Origin of the sequence: Streptomyces sp. NBC_00322, from assembly GCF_036147535.1 — a bacterium.
In the GTDB taxonomy this organism is placed as follows: Bacteria; Actinomycetota; Actinomycetes; order Streptomycetales; family Streptomycetaceae; genus Streptomyces.
In genome coordinates this window covers 6,184,354-6,197,826 of the sequence record NZ_CP108019.1, presented here as the reverse complement: position 1 = coordinate 6,197,826, position 13,473 = coordinate 6,184,354, and the positions used below count along the sequence as shown (strand labels likewise).

Annotated in this window: 8 protein-coding genes; 4 read left to right on the top strand and 4 right to left on the bottom strand. The window is 67.8% G+C overall.

Going from position 1 to position 13,473, the window contains the following annotated elements:
• Window positions 1–105: 105 nt before the first annotated feature.
• Window positions 106–708 (bottom strand): TetR/AcrR family transcriptional regulator, encoded by a 603-nt coding sequence (locus OG905_RS28345; RefSeq protein ID WP_324979306.1) that lies wholly within the window; start codon window positions 706–708, stop codon window positions 106–108.
• A 245-nt stretch (window positions 709–953) separates the two neighbouring features.
• Between OG905_RS28345 and OG905_RS28340 the strand changes: the two genes are divergently transcribed.
• From OG905_RS28340 to OG905_RS28325, 4 genes are all read left to right on the top strand, one after another.
• On the top strand, window positions 954–3,152 hold the full coding sequence (locus OG905_RS28340) for an MMPL family transporter (RefSeq protein WP_328678298.1): 2,199 nt from the start codon (window positions 954–956) through the stop codon (window positions 3,150–3,152).
• Between the two features lie 209 nt (window positions 3,153–3,361).
• Window positions 3,362–5,155 (top strand): ABC transporter ATP-binding protein, encoded by a 1,794-nt coding sequence (locus OG905_RS28335; RefSeq protein WP_328678296.1) that lies wholly within the window; start codon window positions 3,362–3,364, stop codon window positions 5,153–5,155.
• The gene (locus OG905_RS28330; protein ID WP_328678295.1) at window positions 5,155–6,903 is read left to right on the top strand and encodes an ABC transporter ATP-binding protein; all 1,749 of its coding nucleotides are present in this window, start codon (window positions 5,155–5,157) and stop codon (window positions 6,901–6,903) included. The genes OG905_RS28335 and OG905_RS28330 overlap by 1 nt, the downstream gene beginning before the upstream one ends.
• Before the next feature lie 623 nt (window positions 6,904–7,526).
• A complete protein-coding gene (locus OG905_RS28325; protein WP_328678292.1) occupies window positions 7,527–10,292 on the top strand; it encodes a helix-turn-helix transcriptional regulator in 2,766 nt (921 codons plus the stop codon).
• Between the two features lie 78 nt (window positions 10,293–10,370).
• Here OG905_RS28325 and OG905_RS28320 read toward each other — a convergent pair whose 3' ends face one another.
• From OG905_RS28320 to OG905_RS28310, 3 genes are all read right to left on the bottom strand, one after another.
• Window positions 10,371–11,543: a thioester reductase domain-containing protein gene (locus OG905_RS28320; RefSeq protein ID WP_328678290.1), complete on the bottom strand. Its 1,173-nt coding sequence runs from the start codon at window positions 11,541–11,543 to the stop codon at window positions 10,371–10,373.
• A gap of 104 nt (window positions 11,544–11,647) precedes the next feature.
• Complete coding sequence (locus OG905_RS28315) at window positions 11,648–12,892, bottom strand: aspartate aminotransferase family protein (RefSeq protein WP_328678288.1); 1,245 nt, start codon at window positions 12,890–12,892, stop codon at window positions 11,648–11,650.
• 26 nt (window positions 12,893–12,918) lie between these two features.
• Window positions 12,919–13,338: a type II toxin-antitoxin system RatA family toxin gene (locus OG905_RS28310; protein ID WP_328678286.1), complete on the bottom strand. Its 420-nt coding sequence runs from the start codon at window positions 13,336–13,338 to the stop codon at window positions 12,919–12,921.
• Window positions 13,339–13,473: the final 135 nt, after the last annotated feature.

The following is a 13,473-nucleotide window of genomic DNA, read 5'->3' as shown; positions in this document are numbered from 1 at the left end:
GTTTGAGGACACGGCCGAAGGCCGTACGAGGTCTGGGGGCTTGCCCCCAGTTCGGGAAGGGGCGGGTAGGGGAACAGCGCCGCAGGGCACAGGGGCCCCCACCGCTCACTCGGGGTCCGGCCGCCACCCGGAGACGACCGCGCGCAGCGTGGCCTCGTAGCAGTCACCGATGTCCAGACCCGGCGGCTCGTTCCCGGACAGCTCCAGCGATACGAGCCCGTGCGCGGAGCCCCAGCAGGACAGCGCGATCACCTCGGGCGGGGCGTCGGCCTTGAACCGGCCGGCCTTCTGTCCCCGGACCACGGCGTCCACGAGCGGCTGGATGGTGTCTCCGACCTCGCTCTTGCGCTCGTCCGTCGGCTCGTACTCGACGGTGCGGTCAGCGAACAGGATCGCGTACAAGTGTGGATTTGCGAGTGCGTACTCGCGATAGGCGACGCCGAGCCGGATCACATCGTTGGCGGGATCGTCGCTCGAATCGACCGTGGCCAGACGCGCGACAAAGAGCCGGGCCGCCTCCCGGTACAGACTGTCGAGCAAACCCGCCTTGTTTCCGAACAGCGAATAGACCGCCGTGGTCGAGGTCTTCACATCGGCTGCGAGCCGCCGCAGGCTCAGCGCCGCGGTGCCCCGGTCGAAGACCGTGGCGGCGGCGCGGTTGATCAGCCTGAGTCGGAGTGCTTCGTCGTAAGTCTTGAGCCTGGCCATACGTTAAATGTACCGCAACAGTGTTTTACAAGCTGGGTCGCTCTGCGTAGACACTTCCGGCCTGCGCTCATCACCGAAAATTCGGTCGGGCATTCACGCAGGTCAGAGCACGTTTACTCGTGCTCACCCCTCGACCGCGACGCCCGGCTCCTCCCTGAAGGCGATTGATAACGGTGTTACTGTTGCCGTACCGTCGAGGTCAGGCAAGGCAACCTGCGCTCGCTGACGATCTAGGGAGAGACGTGATGTTCGAGGGGTTGGGGCGGTTCATTCACCGGGGGCGCAAGCCTCTGCTGATCTTCACGCTGTTGTTCGCCGTACTGTCCGGGGTCTATGGCGTCGGCGTCTTCGGCGACATGAAACCGGGCGGCTTCGAAGACCCGAAGTCGGAGAGCCGCCACGCGGCCCTCCTCGCCGAGAAGGCATTTCCTCAGCGGGCACCCGACGCGGTCGTGGTCTATCGCAACGACGACCTGACCGTGGACGATCCGGCCTTCCAGAAGGCGGTCACCGACAAGGTGAACTCGCTGCCGCGCTCGGTGGTCACCGGGTCGGCCCACTTCTGGATGACCAAGATGCCGGAGCAGGTGAGCCGGGACCGGCACGCGACCTATGTCGCGATGAACCTGCACGGCAGCGACGACAACATCAAGGAAGAGTCCTACAAGGCGATCAAGGACAAGCTGGATCTGCAGGGCTTCAAGACCCTGCGCGGCGGCCCGGTCCCGACGGGCCATCAGGCCGGTGAGGAGATCGGCGAGGACCTCGGAGCGGCCGAGGGCTTCTCCTTCCCCGTGCTCTTCCTGTTCCTGGTGCTCGTGTTCGGCGGACTCGCCGCGGCCAGCCTTCCGCTCCTCGTCGGCGGTCTGTCCATCCTGGGGTCCATGGCGGTCCTGCGGGTCATCGCGCAGTTCACCGACGTCTCGGTGTTCGCGATGAGCCTGGTCACCGTCCTCGGTCTCGCGGTCGCCATCGACTACGGCCTGCTGATCGTGAGCCGCTACCGGGAGGAACTGGACCGCGGGCGCACCGGAGCCGACGCTCTCTCGCGCACCGTCGCCACCGCCGGACGCACGGTGGTGGTCTCCGGAATCACCGTCGCGGTCGCCCTGTTCGGAATGACCTTCTTCCCGTTCGCCTTCCTGAAGTCCATGGCGTACGGCGGTGTGGCTGCGGTCGTCCTGTCCGTCTTCTTCTCGATCATCGCGCTGCCGGCGGCCCTGGCGGTCATGGGCCCGAAGGTCAACGCCCTGTCGCTGCGCCGCAAGAAGCCTGCCGCACAGGCACAGGCACCGGCGGCTCAGGCCCAGGGCGAAGGCGCCTGGTACAAGCTGGCCCACGTGCTGATGCGGCGCCCGGTGACCATCACGGTCGTGACGCTGGGCGTGCTGATCGCCCTCGCGTCGCCGTTCCTGCGGATCGATTTCGGCGCCAACGACGCCCGGCAGCTGCCCAACACCGCGGAGGGCCGCCAGGTTCACAACATGCTGGAGAAGGACTTCGACGGCGACGGCGTGAAGTCCATCGACTCGCTGCTGACCCTGGCGGGCGAGGCCACGTCCAAGGAGCAGGGCGCCGCGCTCCAGGCGTACGCCGACAAGCTCGGCAAGGTGCCCGGCGCGAAGGGCGCGCAGATCACCGGAGCCGAGGGCACAACCGCGCGGGTCTCGGTGAAGTTCGACGGGGTCGCCGTCTCCAGCCCGGCCCGGGACCTGGTGAACGATCTGCGCGAGGTCGCACCGCCGCCCGGCGCCAAGGCGTACTTCGGCGGTGAGACCGCGGTGTTCGACGACACCCTGGACGCGCTCGCCGACACGCTGCCGATGATGCTGCTCTACATCGCCGTCGCGACGTACATCCTGCTGTTCCTCGCCTTCGGTTCGGTGCTGCTGCCGCTCAAGGCGATCGCGATGAACCTGCTGTCGCTCTCGGCGACCTTCGGCATCCTGGTGTGGATCTTCCAGGACGGACACCTCGCCGATGTGATCGGCTTCGATCCCACGGGCAACATCGAGCCCAATATGCCGATCATGCTGTTCGCGCTGATCTTCGGACTCTCCATGGACTACGAGGTGTTCCTGGTGTCCAGGATCCGGGAGCAGTACGACCTGCTGGGCGAGCCCACCGCCGCGGTGGCCACCGGACTGCAGAGCATCGGGAAGCTGATCGCCAGCGCCGCGCTGCTGATGTGTGTGCCGCTCGCGGCCATGGCGACCAGCGGTGTACTGACCATGACGCTGTTCGGTGTGGGCATGGTCATCGCGATCCTGCTGGATGTGTTCGTGGTGCGGATCCTGCTGGTGCCCGCGGTCATGAAGCTGATGGGCCGGGCCAGTTGGTGGGCTCCGGGCCCCCTGCAGAAGCTGTACTCCAAGTACGGCATCAAGGAGGGCGACGGGGTCGAGGCCCCGGAGTCCACCGAGCGTGTTCCCGTCCCGAGCTGACCGGTCTCCGGCTCGCTCCCGGGTCGAAGTGCCGTGCTTCTCACGGCACTTCGACCCGGGCTCGGCCATCGGCCGTTCTCGCCGGTCATCGGTGATGTCCGGCACTACGTAACACCCGTCAACGCTTGACGCACCAAGTCGCGCGTCGGGTACAGTCATTCCATCTATTAGACACCGTCTAACGTCTAACTGAGCCTCTGGAGGACCGGATGGCCGCGGAAAAGGCCGCACTTGGCGAGATCCTTCGCCCGATCAAGGGACGGCTACGACTGGCCGTCGCCGCCCAGGCCGTTTCGGCGGTCGCCGGCGTCGTTCCCTTCATCGCCATCGCCGAACTCGGCCGGGTACTGCTCGACAACGAGCCCGACCGCAACAGCGATGCCTGGACCATCACCGCGATCGGCGCGGGCGCCCTCCTGGTGCGGCTGATCTTTCTGCTGGCATCGGGCGCCATCTCCCACTTCGCGGACAACGAACTGCAGTTGCACATCCGGCGAAGCCTCGTGGACCGGCTCGGCCGCGTCCCGCTGGGCTGGTTCTCCGCCCGTAACTCCGGCTCGGTGAAGAAGGCCGTGCAGGACGACGTGGACGCGATGCACCACATGATCGCCCACTCGGTGCTCGACATGACGGCTGCGACGGTCGTGCCCGTCACCTCGCTGGCGTATCTGTTCTGGGTCGACTGGCAGATGACCCTGGTGACGATCGCCCCGCTGGTCATCGGGCTCGGTCTGTACAGCATCACGATGGCCGGGATGGCGAGCCACCTTCCCGAGTACGACAAGGCGATGGAGCGGATCAACGGCAGCGCCGTCGAATTCGTCCAGGGCATCGCGGTCGTCAAGACCTTCGGACAGACCCGCCGGGCCCACCAGCAGTTCGGTGCGGCGGCCGACGACTTCTCCTCGTTCTTCCTCAACTGGGTGCGCTCCACGCTCAACTCCAAGGCCGCGGCCGAGATCGTGCTGTCCCCGATCGCCGTCCTGGTGGCGGTGCTGACCGGCGGCGCGGTGTTCGTGACGAACGACTGGATCGCCGCCGTGGATCTGCTGCCGTTCGCCCTGCTGGGGATCGGCCTGACCGCGCCGGTGCTCGCCCTGTTCTACGCGAGCTACGAACTGCGGTTCGCCAAGGGCGCGGCCGAGCGCGTCAGCGAGATCCTCGCCACCGAGGAGCTCGCGGTCTCCGACGCGCCCCGCACGCCGTCCGGGAACCACGTCAGCTACAAGGACGTGCACTTCTCCTACGACGGCAAGAAGGAAGCCGTGGCCGGTGTCGATCTGGAGCTCGCCCCGGGCACGGTCACCGCTCTGGTCGGCCCCTCGGGTTCGGGCAAGAGCACCCTGGCCACCCTGCTTCCGCGGTTCGGCGACGTGACCGGCGGCTCGATCACCATCGGCGGCGTCGACATCAGGGAACTGGCCCTGGAGGATCTGTACAGCCGGGTCGCCTTCGTCTTCCAGGACGTCAGACTGACCCAGGACACGGTCGCCGAGAACATCCGGATGGCACGGCCGGACGCCGATCTGTCCGAGGTGCAGGCCGCCGCCCGCGCCGCCTGCGTCCACGATGTGATCGAGTCGCTGCCGCGCGGCTACGACTCGGTGATCGGCGAGGACGCACGCTTCTCTGGCGGCCAGGCGCAGCGCGTCTCGATCGCCCGGGCGCTGCTGGCCGACACCCCGATCATCGTCCTCGACGAGGCGGCGGCCTTCGCCGACCCGCAGTCCGAGGCCAAGGTGCAGGACGCGCTCTCCGAGCTGACCCGCGGCAAGATCGTGCTGCTGATCGCCCACCGATTGTCGACGGTGGTCGACGCGGATCTGATCGCGGTGCTCGACGACGGAAAGATCGTCGAGCGGGGCACGCACTCCGAACTGGTCGCCCGGGGCGGCAAGTTCGCGCGGATGTGGCACGCCCATGAGAAGACGGCTCAGTGGCAACCCCACCAGCCCACGTTGATCACGACCGTGAGCGCCGCTCCGGTGGGAGGGAACAGCTGATGATCCGCCAACTGCTCAATGTGGTGGGCCCCGAGCAGGGAGCTCCCGTACGCAGGATGCTCGTCGCCCTGGCGGTGGGCGCGGTGCTCCAGGGCATCGCCTTCGCACTCCTGGTCCCGATTCTGGAGGCGTTGTTCGGCTCCGATCCCGACTCGGTCTGGCCGTGGATCTGGTCGCTGCTCGGCGTGTCCTTCCTCTACTGCGCGGTCTATTACGACAGCCTGCGCACCGGATTCCAGGCGGGCGCGACGCTCTCCAGGACCCTGCACCACCGGATCGGTGACCAGGTGGCCTCGTTGCCGCTGGGCTGGTTCGCGCCGGAGCGGGTCGGGCAGCTCGGCCAGCTCGCCACGAAGAGCGTCATGGACATCATGGGCGTGCCGGCGCATCTGCTGCGGCCCCTGGTGACCAGCTTCCTCACCCCCGCCACCGTCGTGCTGGTGATGTACGCCTTCGACTGGCGCCTCGCGCTGGCGGCCACGCTCACCGTGCCGGTGATCGTCGTGGTCTACCGGTGGAGCGCCGGTCTCAACCAGAAGGCCGACGAGGCACGGACCGCCGCGCATGCCGTGACCGGCGGCCGGGTCGTCGAGTTCGCCCAGCTCCAGCCCGTTCTGCGGGTCTTCGGCCGAGGCGGCCGGGGCGGCTGGGGCGCCGGAACGCGCGGGCTCGACGACGCGCTGCACACCCAGTACGAGGCGTCCCGCAAGGTCCTCGTCACCGGCGTGCCCGGTCTGATCAGCTTCGCCCTCGTGGTCCAGGGCGCGTTCACCGTCATCCTGGTGACCGGCACGTATCTGGCCCTCGACGGGGGCCTGGACGTGGCCAAGCTGCTGGCGATCCTGGTCCTGTCGGCCCGGTTCACCGAACCGATCGCCGAGACCGCGGTGCTGGGCTCGACCCTGCGTACGGCACGCTCCGCGCTCGACCGGGTCTCCGATCTCCTCGAGCAGCCCCAGCTCCCGCAGCAGGACGACCCGCGGGTCCCGCTCGGCAACGCGATCGAGTTCGAGAACGTGTCCTTCAGCTACGACGGGACTCCGGTGCTCTCCGGAGTGTCGCTGGTCATGGAGGAGGGCACGATGACCGCGCTTGTCGGCCCCTCCGGTTCCGGCAAGACCACGGTCAGCAAGCTGATTCCGCGGTTCTGGGACGTGGACTCCGGTGTGGTGCGGGTCGGCGGCGTCGACGTGCGCGACATCGATCCGGAGGTGCTGATGTCCCGTATCTCCGTGGTGTTCCAGGATGTCTACCTCTTCGAGGGCACCATCATGGAGAACATCCGGGTGGGCCGCCCCTCTGCCACCGAGAGCGAGATCCACGAGGTCGCCCGGCTGGCCCGGGTGGAGGAGATCGTGCAGCGGCTGCCCGACGGCTGGGACACCAAGGTCGGCGAGGGCGGCGCCCTGTTGTCGGGCGGTGAGCGCCAGCGGGTGTCGATCGCCCGCGCGATCCTCAAGGACGCTCCGATCGTGCTGCTCGACGAGGCGACCGCCTCGCTCGACCCGGAGAACCAGCAGGCGGTCCAGGAGGCACTGAGCCATCTCACCGCCGGCCGGACGCTCCTGGTCATCGCGCACAGGCTGCAGACCGTGGCCGCCGCCGACCAGATCCTGCTGCTCGACGGCGGAAGGATCGCCGAGCGCGGCAGGCACGAGCAGCTGATCGCCGCGGATGGCCGGTACGCCGACTTCTGGGCGGAGCGGAGCCGTGCTCAGCGCTGGCGGCTGACCCGTCAGTACTCCTGACGGATATTCAATTCAGCCACCCTGCACGGTCACTTGTCCCCGGTCCAGGACCGGGGACAAGTGGTATCCGGACCCGGACGCGAAGGAGGCACCTCCCCCTCAGCACGGCAAACGGAACCCGCTAGCAGAATGCATGGCCTGAAGTCCCCTCAACCGGAACGGCGTCTTGCAGGATGTCAGAATTGCCGGTCCATCTTGCCGCTCCCCTGCCGCGCCGGACCTGAATGCCGGAACCACCAGGCAATTCAACGTCTGCCGCCCCCGCCATAATCATTCAAGTCCCGCTTGCAACATGCCGGTCTATACTCGTAATCGTCCTGATGACCCACCAGGTTCGAGTGACGAAAAAGCAGCGCTGATTTTCGGCCGACCGGGGAGCAGAGTAGTTGAAGACGCACGTTTCTCCCTGGTTACGGGCTCATTAATCAGCCAACACACCAAGACATCTGAGGGTTCCAGGACATTCATCGAAGGGTGCTGACATTCTTCCTGCGGGGGCTTGAGAACATATGTCAACAGATGTTGTTTTCCACTGGCCAATAACTGCACGAGATACCGAACTCGACGCCGTCGAAAGCGCCCTGGGGCGAGGCAGCGGGGCGATTCTGGTCGGCGGCTCCGGTGTGGGCAAAAGTCTGCTCCTGTCCACCGCACTGGAGCGAGCCGCCGACGAAGGCCGGACAGTCCTGTCCGTCGGCGGAGCGAGCTGGAACAGCGGCACGCGGGCCAAGGGGTTCGGATCGCTCGCCGAATGCCTGGAGTCCGTCGAACCGTCCACCCTGGACGGCGCCGCGGCCGAGCGCCCGGTCGTCGGCATCGACGACGCCCATCTGGTCGACGCCGCATCCGGCCACCGCCTCCACCGGCTCGTCGCAGCCGGCCGCCTCAGCGTGCTCGCCACCAGCCGCAAGGACGCGATCACCCCGGCCGGCATCGACAAACTCTGGGTCGACAGGCTCATCGACCACGTCGAAGTGGCTCCCTTCGACAGGGCCGCGCTGGGCGACGTCCTGCGCGCCCGCCTCGGCGGCCACACCGACACCTCCACGCTGGAGCGTCTGTGGGCAGCCACCCACGGAAACGCGCTGATGCTGCGCGAACTCATCGAGCACTCCCTCGAGGACGAGTCGCTGCGCTGCCTGAATGGGACCTGGGTCTGGCAGGGCCTGACCGAACGCCCCGGCAAGCGGCTGTCCGACGTCATACGCCTCGGACTGCGGGACCTCAGTCACGACGAGAACGAACTCGTGAACATGCTCGCCGTCGCCGAGCCGCTGGAAGTCGACATCGCCGCCGCGTCGGGCCTCGCCCACGCGGCGGAGTCACTCGACCTGCGCGGCATCGTGACCGTCGAGCGCACCGGGGCCCGCGTGGACCTGCGGCTCGCCGTACCGCTGAGCCGCGTCGTGGTCGCGTCCCGGATGTCCGACCTCACCGCACAGCGGCTGCGCCGGCAGGTCGCCGACGCCCTGGAACGTACGGGCGCCCGCCGGGTCGAGGACGTCCTTCGCATCGTCTCCCTGCGGATGGAGGCGGGCATCGTCCCCGAGCGGGACCAGCTCCTCGCCGCGACCCGCACCGCGATCCAGCGCCGGGACTTCGCACTCGCGGAACGCCTGTGCCTGCTCGCGCTGCGCGACACCCCCTCGGAGGCCGACTCGGCGCCCTATCGCCCGGTGCCGGACTCCGTGGAGTACGGAACGGACCTGTGCCGCGTGGTGGCCCGCGCAGCCCGGAGCTCCCAGCCCTCGGACTGCATCCGCGCCGCTCTGCTGCTCGGCCAGGTCCTGATCGGCAAGGGATCCCACCAGGAGGCCGAGGCGGTCCTGGCCACTGCGCTCGAATGCGGAGTCGACGTGCCGCACGCCGAGTACATCGCCGCGGTGCACACCCGGGTCATCAACCTGGCCTGGAGGCTGCGGCGGGTGCCGGACGCCGGGGCCGTACTGGCCCACGCCATCAAGGCCGTCGGCTCCGAGCAGGCCGGTGTGCTGCACGGCAGCCGAGCCATGATCGCCGTCATGTCCAACCGGCTCCAGGACGCCGTCGCCATCGGTGACACCGTGCTGAACGCCGAGACCGCAGGACTGCCCGTCGCCCAGGCGCTGGTGCCCGTCGTGGCGTTCGCGCGGACCGAACTCGGAGACCCCGCGGGCGCCCTGGAGCTGCTGAACAGCTACCGGGACGTCTCGTACGACTGGGACACCGACGCGCTGGTGCTCGTCGACGCCGTCGCCGCACGCTGCTCCTACCTCGCGGGCAATCTGCAGGAGGCGGCCGACACCCTGGACGCCCCGCGCCGCTACGACTCCACCGACCGCTGGCCCGTGCTGGTACAGAGCATCATCGCCAGGTCCAGGCTGCTGCGGCTGCTGGGTCAGCCCGAGCGGGCCGTCGTTCTGCTGCGGCAGGCGATCGCCTTCGAGACAGGCCACGAGTGGCCGGCGACGCGGGCCTGGCCGCTGGCCCAACTGGCGGGCGCGCTCGCCGAGTCGGGCATGCACTCGGAGGCCCTGCGCACCCTCGTCGAGGCCCGCCTCGTCCAGCGCGAGGCCGTCTCGCACCCGATCGCCGAGGACGAGATCGCGCACGACCGTGCACTGGTGCTCGCCCACACCGGAGACCTCACGGGAGCCGTCACCCAGGCCGTCGAGCTGGCCGAGGGCGCCGCGGCCTCAGGACGCACGGTCACGGCGGTGATCGCACTGCATCTGGCGGCCCGGCTCAAAGAGAGCGCCGCGTGCCGCTTCCGCAACCAGGCCGGCGAGCTCGCCGCGCAGAGCACCGGGGGCCTGGTACGGGTGATGGCCGATCACATCCAGGCGCTCGCCGAGGCCGACGGCAATGCGCTCACCAAGGTCTCCAAGCAGTTCCGCGACATGGGAGCGCTTCCGCTCGCCGCCGAGGCCGCCGCGCAGGCGGCCCGCGCGTACCGGGCATCGGGTCAGCGCCGCAAGGGCCGTGAGGCCTGGGCGGCCTGCCAGGACATGCTCCGCGCCTGTGGTGGCGCCCTGCCGCCGTGGATGGTGAGCGAGAGCCGCGGCGAGAGCGACATCGCACCGCTGACCCCGCGGGAGCGCGAGGTCGCCGCGCTCGCGGCGACGGGTCTGTCGAACCGTGACATCGCGAACCAGCTGGTGGTCTCCGTGCGCACCGTGGAGAACCATCTGCACCGGATTTACCACAAGTTGGGCATCACCGCGCGTAACAACCTCAAGAAGGGCCTGGACCAGGCGACCACGCAGTCCGACGGCACTTTGAGCCGGACGGCATCGATGCAGCTGATCCGCTCGGCGGAGCCCGAATGTACGGCTCCGGAGAAGAAGGACACCGACCGGCGCACGCCCCGACAGTCCAGCCTTCGGTTCGTCGACCGGCCCGCCTCCTGAGGTCCGCGGCACGGTGGTCCGCCGACATGAAGGTGTCCCGCGAGATTCCTCGCGGGACACCGTCTTTTCGTCAGCGGTTCACAGACACGGGTCCGGCAGCACGTCATGACGGACGAAGTACGCCACGTAGGCGGCGAACACCTTCTCGTCGATGCTCGGGCATTCGACCCCGGAGCCACTCAGGAACTCCCGGGTGTCGCCGTCGGCGAACTCCGCGACCTCGACCTTCTCCAGGTCCACGATCATGGCCATCAGCGGGTACATGGAGTTGTGGACGTCGGCCGAAATGCCCTTCATCCACTTGATGATGCTGACTTCCTTCAGCTCGTACCCGGAGCTGCGGATGAGGCCCAGAATCTCGTCGGAGTCCAGCGACCCGGGGCTCACCTCGTGGAACGCCCTGCCGATGGAGGCCGGGTCCCTGGAGATGGCGACGATGGCGGCGCTGACGTAGTCGACCGGCACCATGTTCATGTCGAGCCGGAACTTCCGCGGATACAGGCCCGCCTGGATGGATCCCTTGATGAACCGCCAGACGAAGTCGTTCGGCTGGCACGCTCCGCTGCGCGTGTCGCCCCACACCTGCCCGGGGCGGTGGATGGTCGTGGGCACACCCCTGCGCCCGGCCTCGCGCACGAGCTGCTCGGCAACCCACTTGCTCTTGGTGTAGCCGAGCGACAGCTTCTGAGGCGGTCCGGTGGGATCCGCCTCGCGCCTAGGCCCGAGGGCGGCCTTGGGCTCGAACACGCCCGTGGTCGACACATGGTGCAAGGCGGCCTTCGCCGCGCACGCAAATCGCAGGATCTCGTGTGTTCCGTCGACCGTCGACTTGCGCAGCCACTTGTACAGCGTAAGGAAGTTGACCTTGGCCGCGGAATGATAAATGGCGCCGATCTGCCCGGCCAGTTCGGCATAAGCGGCTTCATCCATACCGAACCGGGGCTTCGTCACATCCCCGGGAACGACCCTGACCCGGTCCAGATCGACCTCGTCGATTTCGTACGTGTCCAGATTTGCCTTCAGCCGGCCGAGTCCCGCGTCGGCGTCCGCGGCTCGCACCAGGCAGTGCACGACAAGGCCACGCGCCAGCAGTTCCTTCAGCAGAAATGCCCCGAGAAAACCGGTCGCGCCGGTGAGGAACACTTCGGATACGGTGTGCGGATCCGGAGCCGTGAAACCGGTGATGTCCTCGTGCAGAACGACATCGTCGGCGAACTCCTCGGTGACTTCTGAATGCGTGAGCGAAGTCATCAGTTATCTTCGTTCCTTCCCCGGGACATTCGTCCGGTTCGGTGCGGCGGGCTGGGGGTGTCTTTCGGATCAGGCTGAACCCAGCAAGATCCGGAAGACACCCCCTAAGCGCCGGCGGCGGCCTTTGCGACCGCGCCGGAGAGCAGTGACAGCGCCTCTTTCACGTCCTCGTCGGTCGCGACGATCGGCGGGAGCAGCCGCACGGTCGTCGGACGGCTGATGCAGGGTGAGACGACCAGACCGCTCTGGGCGAGTCCCGCCAGTACGTCGCCGGACAGCTCCGGCGAGCGGAAGTCGATCCCCCACAGCAGTCCACGGCCTCGCACGGCGACCACGATGTCGCTGTGCTCCTCCTGGATCCGCGCGAGCCCTTCCGCCATCGCCGCGGCGACGCGGGCGCCGTCCTCGGCGTGCAGCTCGATGGTGTCCAGCGCCACGGGAATCACCGCGGTGCCCAGCGGATGGCCGCTGAAGGTGGCGGTGTGCTTCATCGGATCGGTCAGCAGGGGCTGGAACAGCCGGTCGTTGCCCACCGCGGCCGAGACCGGGACGACGCCGCCGCCCAGGGGCTTGCCCAGCAGTACGGCATCCACCGGCAGCCCTGCCTCCAGCGCCACGGACTTGGCGCCGCACCGCCGCAGGCCGACCTGGATCTCGTCGGAGATGACAAAGGCACCGTGCTCGTGGGCGTCGCGGCACCACTGCGCCAGGACGGCCTCGTCGAGCACCTGTACACCGTTCTCGGCCTGTACGGGCTCGAAGATGACGGCAGCGACGTCCTGTTCGCGGATGACCCGCGCGACCGCCTCGGGGTCGTCCGGGTCGACATGGACGACGCCCTGGAGCAGCGGCTCCAGGCCCGCCCTGAAGCGTTCGTTGTGGGTCAGCGCGAGGGCGCCGAGGGTCTTTCCGTGGAAGGCTCCGTCGACCGCGATGACGGTCATCCGGCCGGTGGCCATACGGGCCAGCTTGAGGGACACCTCGACGGCGTCCGCGCCACCGCATCCGAAGAAGACCCGGTTGAGGGCTCCTCCGAAGTACTCCGACAGGCTCTCCGCCGCCATCGGCGACACGGGGCTCTGGACCGTCCTCGTCGACGCCGGCATCACGTCCAGCTGGCTGCGTACGGCGTCGATGATCGCCGTGTTGCGATGGCCGAGGAGTGCGACGGCGTACGAGCCGAAGTCGAGGACGGACCGGCCGTCCGAGAGGGTCACCCGGCAGCCGTCCGCCGAGGACTCGACGGCACCCTGCCCGGAGAACTTACCGGCCACGGAAAGCGCCGGAGAAAAATGGCGCTTCACGCGCCGGAAGGTTTCCTTGGCGTCACCCGAGCGAAGGTCACTCATTGCTTCTCCTTCTAGAGGCTCTGGTCCTAGAGGCTCTGGCCGACAATTCCGGCCTGGTAGCCTTCCAGCGCCTTGGCCACCGCGGGATGAATCATTTCGGCAACCATCGGCAGACCGATGTCGAATTCCACGTTCAGTTCGAGGCCGGCACCGTCGCCGTCCTCGACGACCTGCCAATAACCCTCGTATTGGGCGAGATCCCCCTCGGTCTGGCGGAACTCCAGACGCCGCCGCTCGGCGTCGATGACGTCCTCCTGGTCCCACTCCATCTCGGAACCCTTGAGTTCGACCACCCAACTGCTGGTCCGGCGACCGTCCTCCTCGCCGGTGACGGTCACCTCATTGACGCCCTCCATGTACGAAGGGAACGCCTCGCAGTCCAGAAGCACCTTCCACACCTGGTCCGGTGTCCCGGCACTCTTGTGAGTCGTGTGCAGCACGGCCACGGAAATCTCCTCTCAGAAATTGAATTCCCGCTCATCAGCGATTCGCATTGTAGTTTGACGCGCCACTCACCCGGCCATTCAAATGCCCATATCTGACATGCAATTGACAGACTGACAAACGGGGCCGATCCGGCA